Raw genomic sequence first — 14,801 nt, forward strand, 5'->3', positions numbered from 1 at the left:
GCCGCTACCGTGGGGCGTCGAGGCCGCGCCGGTAGCGCAGACCGGGGCGGCTGTCGACGACGGTCTCCCCGGTCACGGTGAACCCGGTCCGCCGCAGCACCGCCCTCGACGCCGGGTTGTCGATCGTGGTGACGGCGGTGAGTCCGGTCAGGCCGTATTCGGCGGCGGCCAGGCGGCACACCTCCTCGACGCCCGCCGTCGCCGCGCCCCGGCCGGCGGCCCGCTCGCCGATCCGGTAGCCGAGTTCGGCGCTCCCGGCCGCCACGTCCACCAGGTTGACCCGGCCGAGCAGCTCGCCGCGCTCGTCGACCAGGAGGTGGAAGTGGCAGGCCCCGGTGTCCTGTTCGGCGAGCAGCGCGCGGTGCCGGTCGGCGAACGCCGCGAAGTAGTCGTCCCCGCGGTCGGGGACGGAGCGGGCGAAGTACTCCCGGTTCTCCCGTTCGAAGGCCAGCAGGGCCGGCGCGTGGTCGGCCCGCAGTCGCTCCAGTCTCGTCGTCATGCCCCGAGAGTAGGGGGGCGTCGACCGGGCGTCCGCCCGTAGGCCGGCTCGCGGACCGCCGCCTCGCCGCTCCCTGGACTCGGAAGATCGTCGACCGGTCGGACGGGAGAGCACGCATGGGTACTGCCAGGATCGCGGTCGTCACCGCCACCGCCGCCGCGGAGTACGACGCCGACCTGCCCCTGATCGTGGACGCCTTGCGGGCGGGCGGCCTGACGGCCGAGGCGGTGCCCTGGGACGCGGCCGCCCCGGGGTGGGGGGAGTTCGACCTGGCGGTGGTCCGGTCGACCTGGGACTACGCGGAACGCCTCGACGAGTTCCTGGCCTGGGCCGACACGACGGCCCGCGTCACCCGGCTGCGCAACCCGGCCCCGGTGGTGCGCTGGAACAGCGACAAGCGCTATCTGTCGGTGCTCGCCGAGCGCGGCGTCCCGGCCGTGCCGACGCGGTTCGTCGCCCCCGGCGACCGCTGCGACGAGGCGGACTTCGACCTGGCCCCGGGGGTGGTGGTCAAGCCCGCCGTCTCGGCCGGGGCGCAGGACACCGCCCGCTACGAGCCCGGCCGGGCCGCCGACGCGCTCCGCCACGCCCGGATGCTGCTGGAGCGGGGGCGGACGGTGATGGTGCAGCCGTACCTGCCGCTGGTCGAGGAGGGGGAGCGCGCGCTGGTCTTCATCGCGGGAGCCTTCAGCCACGCGATCCGCAAGGGGCCCGTGCTGACCGAGCCCGGGGTGATCGACAATGACCGGATGCCCCACCCCGGCGTCACCCCGTACCTGCCGACCGAGGCGGAACTGCGCACCGCCCGAGCGGCGTTGGCGGCCGTCCCGGCCCCGGACGCCCTGCTGTTCGCGCGGGTGGACCTGGCGCTGAACGACGCCCGCGAGCCGGTGGTGATGGAACTGGAGCTGATCGAGCCGAACCTGTTCCTGCGGAGCGCCCCGCAGGGGCTGGCACGCCTGGTCGACGCGGTGGCCGCCGAGAGCCGGCGGCCGGCCGGGTAGCCCGCCGCCGTGCCCCGGGGCCGGACGGCGGCTACTCGGCCGTCTCGGACGTGATGTAGTCCTGGTACTCGGCCGCGGTCAGCAGGCCCTCCGGGCCGCTGCCCGCCGCCGGGGTGACCTCGATGATCCAGCCCTCCTCGTACGGGTCCTCGTTGAGCAGCTCGGGGGAGTCGTTCAGTTCCTCGTTCACGACGCTCACCGTGCCGCCCAGCGCCATGTAGAGCTCGCTCACCGACTTCACGGACTCCACGCTGCCGAACGGCTCGCCGCCCTCGAACACGTCGCCCTGCTTGGGCAGTTCGACGAAGACGATGTCGCCGAGCTGCCTCTGGGCATGGTCCGTGATGCCGATCCGCAGCCGGCCGTTGTCCAGGGACCGCACCCACTCGTGGTCCCTGGAGTACTTCCGGTCGGTCGGGATGTTCGTCATGGGGCTCTCCGAGGGTTCGTCGCCGGGTGGCTGACGGTGCGCCAGCCACGCGGACGAGCCTGCTACAGACCCCGGGGCCCGGCCGGGACGTTCACTCGCAGGAGTGAGTCCCATCCTCCGGCCCGCGGAGGACAATGGCGGCGAACCACCCGTCCGTCACCAGGGAGCGCCGTGATCGGCACACTGCAGTGCATCGTCCTCGACTGCCCGGAGCCGGCCGTGCTGGCCCGGTTCTACGCGGCCCTGCTCGGCGGCGAGGTGGACCGGCCGGACCCCCGGTGGTCGCTGGACGGCGCGTGGTCGACCCTGCACGTCGGGGGCGGCCCGGTGCTCTGCTTCCAGGGCGTGGCCGACCACCGGCCGCCGCGCTGGCCCGACCCGGCCCACCCGCAGCAGGCGCACCTGGACATCGACGTGCCGGACCTCGACCGGGCCGAGCGGGAGGTCCTCGCCCTCGGTGCCACCCGACTGGGAGACGCCGGCGGTTGGAGGATCTACGCCGATCCCGCCGGCCACCCGTTCTGCCTGCTCCCGGCCGCCTCCGGGAGTGGCCCGCGGGCCTGACGGGAGCGGCCGGACTCAGCCGAGCGACAGTTCGTCACCGACGCTCAGGCGCCCGGGAGCCACCACCTCGGCGAGGGCGTCCAGCCGGCCGTCGTGGGCCTGGACGATGGCCTTGAGGATCTCCGGGGCGTGCGGCAGGCCGGGCTGGGCGACGGTGGTCATGGCGCAGCGCTCGCTGGCCCGGACGAAGGAGAGCCGGGCACCGGTGCCGGCGCCGCCCTCGCGGCCGAACCAGCCGTCCTCGACGAACGGCGGGGTGCCGGGCGGTGTCCGCAGCAGGATGTTGGGCCGGAACCGCCGCACGTCCACGACGACGGAGGGCGCGGCCCCGCAGACCCAGTCCAGGGTCGCGGTGGTGAGCACGCTGACCGGCAGCTGGTCGAAGTGCGAGACGGCGTCCTCGCGGGCGAGCGCGACGTCCGGGCGCTGGAGGTAGGCGCGCAGGAAGGCGGTGGAATCGGCGACCGGCCGGCCCAACGGGTCGAACAGCTCGGGGCCGTCGAGCCGGCGGCCGAGCCGGGAGGAGAGCCGCAGCAGGCCGTCCATCCGGCGGAAGCGCCGGGTGTTCTTGCCGGAGCCCAGCTTCCCGGCGCCGTCGCGCACCGCGTAGAGGCGGTCGCCGGCCAGGCCGCGCTCGTCCAGCTCGACGGAGTCGAGCCGCTCGCCGCCGGTGGACTTCACGGGGTAGCGCCAGAGCTGCTCGATCACTCCGATGATCTCTGCCATGGCGCGCAAGCGTAGCGGCGCCCGCCGGGGATGGTCTAGACCAAGTGCCGACGAGCGTCAGCCCAGTCGCGCCACCGCCCGGACGGGCGCGCCGTCGGCGGCCACCAGACGCAGCGGGAACAGCGACACCTCCACCGGCCGGCCGGCCTGCTGGGCGTCCAGCAGTGCCCGCAGATCGGTCAGGTTCTCGGCGATCACGCCCCCGCCGGAGGCCCCGAGCAGCACCCGGTGCGCGGCCAGCGTGGGCTCCGGGGCGGCGGGTTGGTCGTGCTCGTCGGTCAGGTCGGCCAGCAGCGCGGCGACCGCCGGGTCGCCCGGGCCCGGGTCGGGGGTGGGGTCGACGCTGAGCGCGTCCACCCCCACCGTCCGCACCCCGGCGGCGACGATCGCCTCGGCCGCCGCCGCGCTCAGGCAGGGATGGGCCAGGTAGGCGTCGGTGCCCCAGTGCCGGGCCCAGCCGGTGGCCAGCAGCAGCACGGTGCCTTCGCCCGCCCGCTCCAGCGCCGGGGCGAGCTGCTCCGGCGTCACCTCGGCCCGCGGCTCCAGCCCCCGCAGGTCGGCGACGACGGCGGGCCCGGTGAACCGCTCCAGCGGGAGCCCGTCCAGGGTGGGCCAGGTGACGTCCACGTGGTACGGCGCGTCCACATGGGTGCCGGACTGCGAGCCGAGGTGCACGGCCAGCACGTTCACCCCGGCGGTGGCGGTGGTGAGCACGGGCGTCAGGACGACGGCCGGATCGCCGGGGTAGACCGGCATCGCGGTGGTCACCTGATGGGTGAGGTCGACGAGGGTCGCTGCCATGGCGCCCATCCTCGCAGGGGTGAACGCGGATGGGCCCGCCCCGGGGGCCGCCGTATAGAAAGGGGCCATGGGAACAGAAACGCGTCAGCCATGGGTGGTCGGGGTCTCGGGCGCCTCCGGTACGCCGTACGCCGCCTCGGTGATCCGGGCTCTGCTCGCCGCCGGGGAGCCGGTGGACCTCGTGGTCAGCCGGGCCGCCCGGCTGACCATCCTGGACGAGACCGGGATCTCCTTCCGGGACGCGCACTGGCGCGCCGACCTCGCGGCCTGGCTGGGCGGCGACGAGGGCCTCGACGACGTCCGGTACTGGTCGTCCGGGGACTTCGCGGCCGGGCCGTCCAGCGGCTCCTACCCGGCCAAGGGCATGCTGGTCGTCCCCGCGACCACCGGCGCGGTGGCCGGGATCGCGCTCGGCCTGAGCAAGGACCTGCTCCAGCGGGCCGCCAGCGTCACCCTCAAGGAGCGCCGGCCGCTGGTGGTCTGCGTCCGGGAGGCGCCGCTCAACGGGGTGACCCTGAAGCACCTGGTCGAGCTGGACGCGCAGGGCGCCGTCGTGCTCCCCGCCTCGCCCGGTTTCTACGCCGGCGGCTCCACCGTCCGCGAACTGGTCGATTTCGTGGCCGGCCGGGTCCTGGACGCCGTCGGCGTCCCGCACACGCTGTACCGGCGCTGGGAGGGCGAGTTGGGCGCGGCCGCCCGCCCGGCAGGCCAGGGCGGGTGAAGGCCGGTCCCGGGGGGAGTGGGCGGCCCCGGGGCAGGAGAGTATGTTCTCTGCGATATCCGGGTTGTTCCGCGCACGGCGCCTTTGAATCCGGATAATGATCTGTGGGTCTGGTGAGGTTCGGAAGGACGCGGACGGTATATGGACACGGTGGACAGACAGCTCATCCAGGCGCTCCGGGAGAACGGCCGCGCGTCCTACGCCGAGCTGGGCCGACTGGTGGGCCTCTCCGGCCCGAGCGTCACGGACCGGATCAACCGTCTGGAGCAGGCGGGGGTCATCACCGGCTACCGCGCGACGGTCAATCCGGCGTCGCTCGGCTTCGGCGTCACGGCCCTGATCGGCCTTCAGCTCACCGACGCGGCCGACCACGAGGACGTCGCGTTCCGGCTGAAGGACCTCGGCGAGGTCGAGGACTGCTGGTTCATCGCCGGTGACGACTCGTACATGCTCAAGGTCCGGGTCTCCGACGTGGAGGGCCTGGAATCGGTGGTCAAGCGGATCTCCGGCACGAAAGGCGTGGCCCGGACCCGTACGACCGTCGTACTCTCCACGAAGTGGGAGAACCGGGTGAGCGAACTCCCGATGGTCGAAGGCGAGTAACACGATGGCACTGGTCGGTCTGGAGGAGCTGCGCGCGGCTCGGCAGCGGATCGCCGGGGTGGCGGTCCGCACCCCGCTGGTCCCCGCCCCCTGGGCGGGCGACGGCGAGCGCCGGCTCTGGCTCAAGCCGGAGAACCTCCAGCCGACCGGCGCCTTCAAGACCCGCGGTGCCTACAACCGCCTCGCCGCGCTCGACGACGAGGAGCGGGCCCGCGGTGTGGTCGCCCAGTCCAGCGGCAACCACGCCCAGGCGGTGGCGTACGCGGCCGGGCTGCTCGGCATCAAGGCCGTGATCGTGATGCCGGACACCTCGCCGGCGGTCAAGGTCGAGGGCACCCGCTCGTTCGGCGCCGAGGTGCTGCTGGTCTCGCCGGAGGAGCGGGACACCGTGCCCGGCGAGCTGGCCGAGCGGCACGGCTACGTCTGGGTGCCGCCCTACGACGACCCGTACATCATCGCGGGCCAGGGCACGGTCGGCCTGGAGATCGCCGAGGATGCCCCGGCCGAGCTGGACACCGTGCTGGTGCCGGTCAGCGGCGGCGGCCTGATCTCCGGCGTCGCGGCCGCCCTCAAGCTCACCCGCCCGGGCATCCGGGTGGTCGGCGTCGAGCCCGAGCTGGCCGCCGACGCCCAGGCCAGCCTGCGGGCCGGCGAGCGGCTGGCCTGGCCGGTCGCCGACACCTACCGGACCATCGCGGACGGGCTGCGCACCCCCTCCGTCGGCGAGCTGCCGTTCCAGCACCTCACCGCGTACGTGGACGACATCGTCACCGTCACCGAGGACGAGATCCGCGCCACGGTGGCCGTGCTGGCCCGGCGCGGCCGGCTGGTCGCGGAGCCCTCCGGCGCGGTCGCCCCGGCGGCGTACTTCCACCGCGCGGGCGAGATCGGTGGCCGCGCGGTGGCCGCCGTGGTCAGCGGTGGGAACATCGATCCGGCGCTGCTCGCGGAGCTGCTCGCGGCGTGACGCCGGCATAGGCGTACGCTCGGTCCGGCAACGATTCGAAGTCGGAGGAGGCGGGGCACCGCATGGACGCAGGGCTCAAGCGCGAGCTGGAGGCGAAGGTCTACGCGGGTGAGCGGCTGACCCGCGAGGACGGGATCGCGCTCTACGAGAGCGACGACCTGGCCTGGCTGGGCGGTCTGGCCCACCACGTGCGGACGCGGAAGAACGGCGACGTCGTCCACTTCAACGTCAACCGCCACCTCAACATGACCAATGTGTGCAACGCGTCCTGCGCGTACTGCTCGTTCCAGCGCAAGCCGGGCGAGAAGGACGCGTACACGATGCGCATCGAGGAGGCCGTCCGCCTCGCCAAGGCGATGGAGGTCGACTCCCTCACCGAGCTGCACATCGTCAACGGGCTGCACCCGACCCTGCCGTGGCGCTACTACCCGCGCTCGCTGCGGGAGCTGAAGGCGGCCCTGCCGAACGTCTCGCTGAAGGCCTTCACCGCCACCGAGATCCACTGGTTCGAGAAGATCAGCGGCCTGCCGGCCGACGAGATCCTGGACGAGCTGATCGACGCCGGCCTGGAGTCGCTGACCGGCGGCGGCGCGGAGATCTTCGACTGGGAGGTTCGCCAGCACATCGTGGACCACGACACCCACTGGGAGGACTGGTCGCGGATCCACCGCCTCGCGCACAGCAAGGGCCTCAAGACGCCCTCCACCATGCTGTACGGCCACATCGAGGAGCCCCGCCACCGGGTCGACCACGTGCTGCGGCTGCGTGAGCTGCAGGACGAGACCGGCGGTTTCCAGGTCTTCATCCCGCTGCGCTACCAGCACGACTTCCACGACTCCAAGGACGGCGTCGTGCGCAACAAGCTGATGGCGCGCACCGAGATGGCCACCGGCGCCGAGGCGCTGAAGACCTTCGCCGTCTCCCGGCTGCTGTTCGACAACGTGCCGCACGTCAAGGTCTTCTGGGTGATGCACGGCGTCACCACCGCGCAGCTGGCGCTCAGCCACGGCGCGGACGACATGGACGGCTCGGTCGTCGAGTACAAGATCACCCACGACGCGGACAACTTCGGCACGCCGAACAAGCTCGGCCGCGACGACCTGCTCGGGCTGATCCGGGACGCCGGGTTCCGCCCGGTGGAGCGCAACACCCGCTACGAGGTCATCCGGGAGTACGACGGCCCGGACCTGACGCGCCGGGAGACCCCGCAGGCGATGCGCCTCTGACCGGTCCCCGACCGGCTTCCACTGCCTCCCGGGCCGCCCGTCGGCCCGGGAGGCGGTGTTCTTCACCGGGTCCGCACAGGCCCCCGGGTTTCCCAACCGGGTCCGGGTTTGGCAGGATCAGCGCCATGTCCGGTTCCCATCGCGCCACCGCGTACCCGTCGTACGAGCCGATGCACGAGCCGGTGTACGAGGTGCCGCAGCAGTCCTACGGGGTCTACGAGCAGCAGTCCCACCAGGGCTGGGACGCTCCCGCGCAGGCCGTGGCCGACCCGAACCAGCCGTTCCACGACGGCTGGAACGGCTACCCGCAGCAGGACCACTGGAACCACCAGGCCCACCAGAACCACCCGGACCACCAGGCGGTCTACGTCCCGCAGGCCACCGCCGCCGAGGGCTACGACGCCTACGACCGGCCGTTCCAGCCCCAGCCCGCCGAGCCGGTGGCGCCGCTCGCCGCCGCACCGGTCCGGCCCCGGGGCCAGGCACCCGCGGCCGCCCCGGCCGCCGCCGCGGCCGGTCCCCGGGCGGCCGCCCGCGGCCACCGCCGCAAGCCCAAGAAGAAGCGCGGGGGCAAGGCCGTGACCGCCGGCACCGCGCTGCTGCTCGCGGCCGCCGCGGGCTGGTACACCGTCGGCCAGGACTCCGGCCACCCGGGCGTGACCGCCGCCGACGGCCCCGGTCCGGAGGGCGTCTCCGCCCCGGACCAGCCCTCCCCGGCCGCCGCCGCGCCGGCCGCCCAGGCCGCGAGCGACCGGCACACCGGGGCCCCCGCCGCCGACCGCAGCGAGTCCCGCCCGGACGGCTCGGTGGCCGCGATACCCGGTCTGGGGGCCGCCTTCACCGCGCGGATACCCGCCGAGACCACCCAGGTCGTGCTCGCCTCCGGTCAGGACAAGGACGCCAACCGGACCGCCGTCACGCTCTGGACCCGCACCGCCGAGGGTCGCTGGCTGGCCGGCGAGACCTGGCAGGGGCACAACGCCAACAAGGGCTGGACCACCGACCACAACGAGGGCGACCTGCGCAGCCCGATCGGGGTCTTCTCGCTCACCGACGCGGGCGGCCGCAACGCCGACCCCGGCAGCCGCCTCCCGTACGACAAGGACGCCAACTTCGTGGTCTCCGGGAAGGGCTTCGCGGGCGAGTCGCTGGCCGGCTCCTTCGACTACGTGATCGCGATCAACTACAACCGGGTGCCCGGCAACTCGCCGCTCGACCCGCGACGCCCCAGCGGTTCCTCCAAGGGCGGCGGCATCTGGATCCACGTCGACCACGGCGGCCCGACGCACGGCTGCGTCTCGGTGCCCGAGGACAAGATGGCCCAGCTGATCCGCACCCTCGATCCGGCGGCCCATCCGGTGATCGTGATGGGTGACTCGGCCTCACTGGCCGCCTGAACCGGCCGTCCGGGCCGCCGCCACTCCCCAGGCGCCGCAACGGCCCTTGTCGGCCTCCTACAGCTTCCGGGGGCGGATCCTGTAGCCGGTCGCGCCCCGCTGACCAGCGGGTAACCCGGTTGAGTGGCTGTATGAGCGGTTCGCGCATTGTGGCACTCGGCCACTACCAGCCCCCCAAGGTCCTCACCAACGACGACCTGGCGGTGCTGGTCGACACCGACGACGAGTGGATCCGCAGCCGGGTGGGGATCCGGACCCGCCACATCGCCGAGGGTGAGACCCTGGTCGACCTGGCCACCGAGGCGGCCCAGAAGGCGCTGGCCAACAGCGGCCGCTCGGCCGCCGAGATCGACCTGGTCGTGGTCGCCACCTGTACCGCGGTCGAGCGCAGCCCCAACACGGCCGCCGCCGTCGCCGCCCGCCTCGGCGTGCGCGCGCCCGCCGCCTACGACATCAACACGGTCTGCTCGGGCTTCTCCTACGCGCTGGCCACGGCCGACCACGCGATCCGGGCCGGTGCGGCCACCCGCGCGCTGGTGATCGGCGCCGAGCGGATGTCGGACACCCTCGACTGGACCGACCGGACCACCTGCGTGATCTTCGGGGACGGTGCCGGCGCGGCGGTGGTGGAGGCCCAGGAGGACGGCGCCGAGCCGGGCATCGGCCCGGTGGTCTGGGGCTCGGAGCCGGAGAAGAGCGACGCCGTGGTGATCACCGGCTGGGATCCGGTGATCAGCCAGCAGGGCCAGTCGGTGTTCCGCTGGGCCACCACCCAGATCGCCCCGCTGGCCCGGAAGACCTGCGAGAAGGCCGGCATCGACCCGTCCGAGCTCAAGGGCTTCGTGCCGCACCAGGCGAACCTGCGGATCATCGACGCGATCGCCGCCAAGCTGGGCGCGCCCGACGCGGTGGTCGCCCGGGACGTCGTGGTCTCCGGCAACACCTCGGCGGCGTCCATTCCGCTGGCCTTCTCCAAGATGGTCGAACGCGGCGAGCTGTCGCCCGGCGACCCGGTGCTGCTGTTCGGCTTCGGCGGCGGCCTCGCGTACGCCGGCCAGGTCGTCCGCTGCCCCTAGCGGCCCCCTGAGCACCCAGGGCACCCCAGGGCGCCCCTGGGCGCCCGCCACGGCCCCTTCCGGCCCCCGGGCGTCCCCGGAGGCCCGGAAGCCCCCTCTCACACGCGCATGCCGGTGGGCGGGCACCCTGCACGGGTGCCCGCCCACCGGCATGTCTGGCACGCTGCGGCACGTCGGCGGACCTCCCCCGAGGACACGGCCGCCGTCCGTCGTTCCCCGGACAGGAGGCCGGGGCTGCGTGCGGAGCGGATGGGTGGGTAGGCGGGATCGGTCTACTTGGGCGGCTTCTTGCCGGTGACACCCAGGTACACCAGGGGAGCGAGGTTGGGCTTCAGGTCCTTGACCTTGACGCCCCACGAGGTGAACGCCTTCTGGTGCTCGGCCGCCGAGGCGAGCAGCGAGACCAGCGAGCCGGCGACGGCGGCCGGGTCGAGCGACTTGTCGGCCTGGCCCTTCGTCTGGAGCTCCTTGACGGCCTCCGTGAGGGGCTTGGCGACCGCGTTGAGGACCGTCATGCGGATCTTGAAGAACCGCTTGTCCCCTTCGGCGGCACCGAGCGTGACCACTCGGAGAATGGCGTCGTTCTTGCGCCAGAAGGCGAGGAATCCGTCGACCAGTTCTTCCGAAGTGGTCGTGCCGGACTTCCCTGCCCAGGACTTTCCGGCCACCAGCTCTTTGAGGGTGTCGGAGTCCTTGGCCATTTCCTCGGCGATTTCGAGGACTGCGCCCTCGACATCCGGGAAGTACTGGTAGAAGGTCGCGGGGGAGGTACCCGCCATACGGGCGACGTCGATGACCTTGACGTCCCGATAGGGCGACGTGCTGAGCATCTCGCGGAGGCAGTCGAGCAGCTTCTGCCGCGTCTCCTGTCCGCGTCGCCCGGCGACGCGACCGTCGACGGTGCGAACTTGTCCTGTCATGCCGTCAGCTTACCGTGGCACGATCTTGGCGCGATTCGGTGATGCGACTATTACTCCGCACGGGGGGTTGCTATAGGGGGCGTGAACGACTTCGGACGGATATTCACCGGGCTCCGGAGGCGCCTGTTGAAGCCCCCCCGTGTGCTTATGACCCCACAGCGTGACGGACCCTCCGCTGAGGGGTGGTCGAGTGACAGAGCGTGACGATCGCGGCCGGGTCCGAGGTGCCCGAAAAAGAGTTGCGGGCATCTCGTGTGCAAGCCGCAGGCGGAGCGGGCGTCAGAATCCGGCCGTTCCGGCGGCACTGACCGGACGGTGAGCCGGAGGGGCCTCCGGGCGGGGGAGGTTGGAGTTGACCGGGGCGGCATTGGAGAATCGGCTGCGGCACCCCGTGGCGGGTGCGGAAGACGGGGAGGTGGCAGCGGAGTGGACCAGCTGACGGCGCACGATCCGAGGCGGATCGGGCCCTTCGAGGTGCTGGGGCGGCTCGGCGCGGGCGGGATGGGCCTGGTCTACCTGGCGCGCTCCGCGTCCGGCCGGCGAGTGGCCATCAAGACCGTCCGGGGGGAGCTGGCCGAGGACGAGCTGTTCCGGGTCCGTTTCGCCCGGGAGATCGCGGCCGCCAAGACGGTGGGCGGGTTCTACACCGCCGCCGTGGTCGACGCCGACGCCGACGCCCGGGTGCCCTGGCTGGCCACCGCGTACGTCCCGGCGCCGTCCCTGGAGGACCTGGTCACCGAGTGCGGGCCGCTGCCCGCGGGGGCGGTGCGCTGGCTGGTGGCGGGCATCGCGGAGGCGCTCCAGTCCATCCACGCGGCCGGGCTGGTCCACCGTGACCTCAAGCCCTCCAACGTGCTGGTGGTCGAGGACGGTCCGCGGGTGATCGACTTCGGCATCGCCGCCGGCGTCTCCAGCACCCGGCTCACCATGACCAACGTCGCGGTCGGCACCCCGGCGTACATGTCGCCGGAGCAGGCCCGGGACAGCCGTGGCGTCACCGGTGCCAGCGACGTCTTCTCGCTCGGGTCGCTGCTGGTCTTCTGCGCCACCGGGCACCCGCCGTACCGGGGCGCCAACCCGGTCGAGACGGTCTTCCAGCTGCTGCGCGACCAGCCCGACCTCTCCGGCCTGCCGGCCGAGCTGGTGGACCTGGTGCGCGCCTGCATGCGGCCCTCCCCGGAGCACCGGCCCTCGCCGGCGCAGATCCAGGCCGAGCTGGCCCCGCACCTGTTCTCCCGTGACGACGCCTCGGGCGAGGCGGGGGACTGGCTGCCGGCCAACGCGCTGGAGCTGATCGAACGCAAGCGCGGCCGCCGCCCGGCCCCGGCGCCCGCCCCCGCTCCGGCGCCCGCGCCGGTGCCGCCGCAGCCGGCCCCGCCGCCCCACCCGCACCAGCCGCTGCCGCCCCAGCGCCCCGCGCAGGACGACCCGCGCACCCGGCATCCGGCCGAGCGGTACGCGCCGCCCGCGCCCGGGCCGGTGCACGCGTTGCCCGGGCCGGACCCCGAGGCCGCCACCGAGAAGCTCGCCGCCCCCCGCCGCCACCGGGCCCCGGTCGCCGGGGAGAGCGCCGCCGAGGTCCGGCTGCCCGGGGCCTCGGTCCGGATAGGCCCGGGTCCGCGCGCCGAGCAGGCCGGGCCGGGGGCCGCGCCCGCCGAGACGGACTGGGTCCGCCGGGCCACGCCGCCGCCGGTCCAGGCCGCCCGCTGGCGCCCCTGGCGGTTCCGGATGTCCAACGACGTCTGGGGCACCCCGGTGGTCGCCGACGGCACGCTCTTCGTCTCCAGCTTCGAGGTGCACGCCCTGGACGTCGCCTCCGGCCAGCGCCGCTACAAGACCCGGGACGTCGCCTGGGCGCTCGCGGTGGACGCCGGCCGGGTGCACGCCGCCGACGGCCCGCACCTGTACACGGTGGACGTCGCGGACGGCACCGAGCGCTGGCGCAACTCGCTGGACGGCTGGGTCTACTCGCTGGACGCCGCCGACGGCGTGCTCTGCTGCGGCGTCCGGGGCGGCGGGGTGCAGCTGCGCTCGGCGGCCGGCGGCGCCGAGCTGTGGCGCGCCGACGACGCCCAGCAGGACTACGAGAACCCGCAGTCCGGGCCGGCCCTGGTGGGCGGCGCCGCGTACTACTACGGCGGCGGGCGGCTGCGCTGCGTCGATCCGCGCGGTGCGGGCCTGCGCTGGTCCTTCCCGGTGGGTGAGGACGTGCCGTCGCGCCCCGCCGAGCGGGCCGGCGTGCTGTACGTGACGGCCGGCACCCGGGTGTACGCGCTGGACGCGGCCAGCGGCGCCGAGCGCTGGCGCTTCGAGGCGCCGGTGGTGCTCTTCACCCCGCCGACGCTGGACGCGGACGCGGTCTACGTCGCCGACTACCTCGGCACGGTCTACGCGCTCGACGCGGCGACCGGCCGGGACCGCTGGCGCGCCGCCACCGGCAACCGGCAGGGCGCCGAGCCGGTGGTCGTCGGGGACGGCATGGTGCTGGTCGGCAGCGGGGACGTGCTCTACGCGTTCGAGGCGGCCACCGGCCGGGAGCGCTGGCGCTACACCGCGCGGGGGGAGATCGTCGGCTCGCCGGCGGTCGCCGACGGCCTGGTCCACCTGGGCAGCCGCGACCACTCGCTGCACACCCTGGACCTGGTGAGCGGTCAGCTGCGGTGGGAGCTCGGCACCAAGGGCGAGCTGACCGGCTCGCCGGTGGCGGTCGGCGGGCGGGTCTTCGTCGGCAGCAAGGACCGCTGCGTGTACGCGCTGGACGCCTTCTACGGCACGGCGGTGCCCTCGCACTGAGCCGCCCTCCCGAACGCCCCGCAGGCGGGATCCCGAGGACCGGCCCTACCGCCTGCGGGCCCCCGGGTGCCGGGCGCACCAGCCCTCCCAGGCCGAGGTCACCATCTCCTCGACCCCGTGGCGGGCCGTCCAGCCCAGCTCGCGGTGGATCAGCTCGGCGGAGGCGACCACCCGGGCCGGGTCGCCGGCGCGGCGCGGGGTGACCTCGCCGGTGGTGTCGTAGCCGGTGACCCGGGCGATCACGTCCAGCATCTCCCGGACGCTGACGCCCTCGCCGCGGCCGATGTTGAGGACCAGCGAGGTCTCGCCGGGCGGGTCGGCGGCGAGCCGCCGGGCGGCCGCCACATGGGCCGAGGCGATGTCCCGGACGTCGATGAAGTCGCGGACGCAGGTGCCGTCCGGGGTGGGGTAGTCGGCGCCGAAGATCAGTGGGGCGCGCCCGGCGGTGAGCCGTTCGAAGACCATCGGGATCAGGTTGTAGGCGCCCTCGTCGGAGAGCTCGGGCGAGGCGGCGCCGGCCACGTTGAAGTAGCGCAGCGAGACGGTGGAGATGCCGTGCGCCCGGCCGACCGCGGACACCAGCCACTCGCCGGCCAGTTTGGTCTCGCCGTAGGGGTTCATCGGGGCGCAGGGGGCCGTCTCGGTGACCAGCTCGACGTCGGGCATGCCGTAGACGGCGGCGGAGGAGGAGAAGAGGAAGCGCGGCACCCCGGCCTCGGCGACGGCCTCCAGCACGTTCTGCAGGCCGGTGAGGTTCTCCCGGTAGTAGAAGAACGGCCGCTCGACCGACTCGCCGACCCGCTTCTTCGCCGCGAAGTGCAGCACGCCCGCGATGTCCTGGGAGCGCAGGGCGGTGTCCAGCGCGGCGCGGTCCAGGGTGGAGCCCTCGATCAGGGTGACTCCCCGCGGCAGCCGGGCGCGGTCGCCGGTGCTGAGGTCGTCCAGTACCGCCACCCGCTCGCCGGCCTCGACCAGCTGGTGCACCACGTGCCTGCCGATGTACCCGGCACCACCGGTGATCAACCAAGTCATGGCGTGAATCCTAGGGCTTGTCCGCCTTGCCCCAGGTCGTGC

At 73.8% G+C, this 14,801-nt stretch carries 15 protein-coding genes; 9 read left to right on the top strand and 6 right to left on the bottom strand.

Going from position 1 to position 14,801, the window contains the following annotated elements; all coding sequences use genetic code 11:
- Window positions 1-4: 4 nt before the first annotated feature.
- The gene (locus ABZ497_RS04395; RefSeq protein ID WP_359803339.1) at window positions 5-499 is read right to left on the bottom strand and encodes a GNAT family N-acetyltransferase; all 495 of its coding nucleotides are present in this window, start codon (window positions 497-499) and stop codon (window positions 5-7) included.
- Window positions 500-615: 116 nt separating this feature from the next.
- On the opposite strand from ABZ497_RS04395, the gene ABZ497_RS04400 reads away from it, so the two are divergent.
- Entirely contained in the window at window positions 616-1,503 is an 888-nt protein-coding gene (locus ABZ497_RS04400; protein ID WP_359803340.1) for a hypothetical protein, read from the top strand.
- Window positions 1,504-1,534: 31 nt separating this feature from the next.
- Here the strand turns inward: ABZ497_RS04400 and gcvH are convergent, their stop codons facing one another.
- Window positions 1,535-1,933, bottom strand: a complete 399-nt coding sequence (gene gcvH, locus ABZ497_RS04405; protein WP_359803342.1) for a glycine cleavage system protein GcvH — start codon at window positions 1,931-1,933, stop codon at window positions 1,535-1,537.
- Between the two features lie 171 nt (window positions 1,934-2,104).
- Here gcvH and ABZ497_RS04410 point away from each other — a divergent pair, with 171 nt between their 5' ends.
- Window positions 2,105-2,497, top strand: coding sequence for a VOC family protein (locus ABZ497_RS04410; RefSeq protein WP_352286258.1), 393 nt, complete (start codon window positions 2,105-2,107; stop codon window positions 2,495-2,497).
- Window positions 2,498-2,512: 15 nt separating this feature from the next.
- Here the strand turns inward: ABZ497_RS04410 and ABZ497_RS04415 are convergent, their stop codons facing one another.
- Together ABZ497_RS04415 and ABZ497_RS04420 are read right to left on the bottom strand one after the other, a co-directional pair.
- A complete protein-coding gene (locus tag ABZ497_RS04415; protein WP_359803343.1) occupies window positions 2,513-3,223 on the bottom strand; it encodes an MOSC N-terminal beta barrel domain-containing protein in 711 nt (236 codons plus the stop codon).
- 57 nt (window positions 3,224-3,280) lie between these two features.
- Entirely contained in the window at window positions 3,281-4,024 is a 744-nt protein-coding gene (locus ABZ497_RS04420; protein ID WP_359803344.1) for a cyclase family protein, read from the bottom strand.
- A 67-nt stretch (window positions 4,025-4,091) separates the two neighbouring features.
- Between ABZ497_RS04420 and ABZ497_RS04425 the strand changes: the two genes are divergently transcribed.
- The 6 genes from ABZ497_RS04425 (at window position 4,092) to ABZ497_RS04450 (ending at window position 10,014) form a co-directional block, all read left to right on the top strand.
- Window positions 4,092-4,745 (top strand): UbiX family flavin prenyltransferase, encoded by a 654-nt coding sequence (locus ABZ497_RS04425; RefSeq protein ID WP_352286264.1) that lies wholly within the window; start codon window positions 4,092-4,094, stop codon window positions 4,743-4,745.
- A gap of 141 nt (window positions 4,746-4,886) precedes the next feature.
- Window positions 4,887-5,348, top strand: coding sequence for an Lrp/AsnC family transcriptional regulator (locus ABZ497_RS04430; protein WP_329488232.1), 462 nt, complete (start codon window positions 4,887-4,889; stop codon window positions 5,346-5,348).
- Window positions 5,349-5,352: 4 nt separating this feature from the next.
- Entirely contained in the window at window positions 5,353-6,315 is a 963-nt protein-coding gene (locus ABZ497_RS04435) for a threonine/serine dehydratase (RefSeq protein ID WP_329488231.1), read from the top strand.
- 62 nt (window positions 6,316-6,377) lie between these two features.
- The gene (gene mqnE / locus ABZ497_RS04440) at window positions 6,378-7,541 is read left to right on the top strand and encodes an aminofutalosine synthase MqnE (protein ID WP_329488230.1); all 1,164 of its coding nucleotides are present in this window, start codon (window positions 6,378-6,380) and stop codon (window positions 7,539-7,541) included.
- A gap of 125 nt (window positions 7,542-7,666) precedes the next feature.
- A complete protein-coding gene (locus tag ABZ497_RS04445) occupies window positions 7,667-8,938 on the top strand; it encodes a L,D-transpeptidase family protein (protein WP_359803346.1) in 1,272 nt (423 codons plus the stop codon).
- 131 nt (window positions 8,939-9,069) lie between these two features.
- The gene (locus tag ABZ497_RS04450) at window positions 9,070-10,014 is read left to right on the top strand and encodes a beta-ketoacyl-ACP synthase III (protein ID WP_359803348.1); all 945 of its coding nucleotides are present in this window, start codon (window positions 9,070-9,072) and stop codon (window positions 10,012-10,014) included.
- A 272-nt stretch (window positions 10,015-10,286) separates the two neighbouring features.
- Here the strand turns inward: ABZ497_RS04450 and ABZ497_RS04455 are convergent, their stop codons facing one another.
- Window positions 10,287-10,934, bottom strand: coding sequence for a TetR family transcriptional regulator (locus ABZ497_RS04455; protein ID WP_329488227.1), 648 nt, complete (start codon window positions 10,932-10,934; stop codon window positions 10,287-10,289).
- Between the two features lie 426 nt (window positions 10,935-11,360).
- On the opposite strand from ABZ497_RS04455, the gene ABZ497_RS04460 reads away from it, so the two are divergent.
- Window positions 11,361-13,727, top strand: coding sequence for a PQQ-binding-like beta-propeller repeat protein (locus tag ABZ497_RS04460; protein WP_359803350.1), 2,367 nt, complete (start codon window positions 11,361-11,363; stop codon window positions 13,725-13,727).
- A gap of 45 nt (window positions 13,728-13,772) precedes the next feature.
- Here the strand turns inward: ABZ497_RS04460 and galE are convergent, their stop codons facing one another.
- Window positions 13,773-14,759, bottom strand: coding sequence for a UDP-glucose 4-epimerase GalE (galE, locus tag ABZ497_RS04465; protein ID WP_359803351.1), 987 nt, complete (start codon window positions 14,757-14,759; stop codon window positions 13,773-13,775).
- Between the last annotated feature and the right edge of the window lie 42 nt (window positions 14,760-14,801).

Source organism: Kitasatospora sp. NPDC005751, from assembly GCF_040630835.1.
Taxonomy (GTDB): Bacteria; Actinomycetota; Actinomycetes; order Streptomycetales; family Streptomycetaceae; genus Kitasatospora.

Excerpts from the sequence above, each read along its gene's own strand:
- gcvH (WP_359803342.1), bottom strand. The coding sequence starts at position 1,933 with ATGACGAACATCCCGACCGACCGGAAGTACTCCAGGGACCACGAGTGG.
- ABZ497_RS04395 (WP_359803339.1), bottom strand. The coding sequence starts at position 499 with ATGACGACGAGACTGGAGCGACTGCGGGCCGACCACGCGCCGGCCCTG.
- ABZ497_RS04415 (WP_359803343.1), bottom strand. The coding sequence starts at position 3,223 with ATGGCAGAGATCATCGGAGTGATCGAGCAGCTCTGGCGCTACCCCGTG.
- ABZ497_RS04435 (WP_329488231.1), top strand. The coding sequence starts at position 5,353 with ATGGCACTGGTCGGTCTGGAGGAGCTGCGCGCGGCTCGGCAGCGGATC.
- ABZ497_RS04400 (WP_359803340.1), top strand. The coding sequence starts at position 616 with ATGGGTACTGCCAGGATCGCGGTCGTCACCGCCACCGCCGCCGCGGAG.
- ABZ497_RS04450 (WP_359803348.1), top strand. The coding sequence starts at position 9,070 with ATGAGCGGTTCGCGCATTGTGGCACTCGGCCACTACCAGCCCCCCAAG.
- ABZ497_RS04455 (WP_329488227.1), bottom strand. The coding sequence starts at position 10,934 with ATGACAGGACAAGTTCGCACCGTCGACGGTCGCGTCGCCGGGCGACGC.
- ABZ497_RS04430 (WP_329488232.1), top strand. The coding sequence starts at position 4,887 with ATGGACACGGTGGACAGACAGCTCATCCAGGCGCTCCGGGAGAACGGC.
- ABZ497_RS04420 (WP_359803344.1), bottom strand. The coding sequence starts at position 4,024 with ATGGCAGCGACCCTCGTCGACCTCACCCATCAGGTGACCACCGCGATG.
- ABZ497_RS04425 (WP_352286264.1), top strand. The coding sequence starts at position 4,092 with ATGGGAACAGAAACGCGTCAGCCATGGGTGGTCGGGGTCTCGGGCGCC.
- galE (WP_359803351.1), bottom strand. The coding sequence starts at position 14,759 with ATGACTTGGTTGATCACCGGTGGTGCCGGGTACATCGGCAGGCACGTG.
- mqnE (WP_329488230.1), top strand. The coding sequence starts at position 6,378 with ATGGACGCAGGGCTCAAGCGCGAGCTGGAGGCGAAGGTCTACGCGGGT.
- ABZ497_RS04445 (WP_359803346.1), top strand. The coding sequence starts at position 7,667 with ATGTCCGGTTCCCATCGCGCCACCGCGTACCCGTCGTACGAGCCGATG.